The following is a 711-nucleotide window of genomic DNA, read 5'->3' as shown; positions in this document are numbered from 1 at the left end:
GGGAGATAAGTGGCTTTCAGACGAAGACGGAGCGCCCGTTATTTATCGACATAAATCATGCGGAGAGATCACTCAACCAAAATTTGTGTGCGATTGTTGTGGCGACGACATTCACGCAAGAGACATCGATGCGCTTGCAGGGCCAGGAGTGACCAAAAAACTAACCTCTAATATCAAGGCTTAAGGCTGATTATTTTTTAGACAAATGACCTAACTCAAGCAAAGCATGTTATTCACTTGAGCAATCAAAGGGGCACTGCTCCAATAGATTAGAAAGTTAGCAACAATTTAATTGATATAACTTTCGTGCTTAAAATAGTGACCAGTTCTCTGCAAGATGCTCATGCTTCTTCCGGCATAATTTCTAAAGCTTGGCTTCGAGACATTCGTTTATCCGAAGTTGTCGTCATCGCTACCATCTACGTTGTTTTTGCACGACTAGGACAAACATTCGCTATTGAGCCCTCCAATGTAACGCCCGTTTGGATACCTTCTGGCGTGCTGATGGCAGTAGCCTTACGATACGGCCCCCACATATGGCCAGGCGTTTTCTTAGGTGCGTTTTTAGGAAACATTTGGGCTTATTTTTCCACTAAATCATTCTCTACCATATTTAATGCGATTGCCTCTGCATCGATGAATGGTTTGGGCGATGTCATCAGCATTGTTGTGGCCGCGGAGTTAATAAGACATTTTGCAAGAAGCGAAGAA

Annotated in this window: 1 protein-coding gene and 1 pseudogene; both read left to right on the top strand. The window is 43.5% G+C overall.

What is annotated here, in order from left to right; translation table 11 throughout:
* Positions 1 to 184, top strand: a pseudogene (locus tag A3739_RS31010) (hypothetical protein); the annotation flags it as partial.
* Between the two features lie 134 nt (positions 185 to 318).
* On the top strand, positions 319 to 711 hold a 393-nt coding region (locus A3739_RS20165; RefSeq protein ID WP_197472462.1), incomplete at its 3' end, for an MASE1 domain-containing protein.

The sequence above is a fragment of the Oleiphilus sp. HI0067 genome (genome assembly GCF_001635735.1).
Note: the sequence above shows the minus strand (reverse complement) of the source record. Positions and strands in the feature narration are given on the sequence as shown.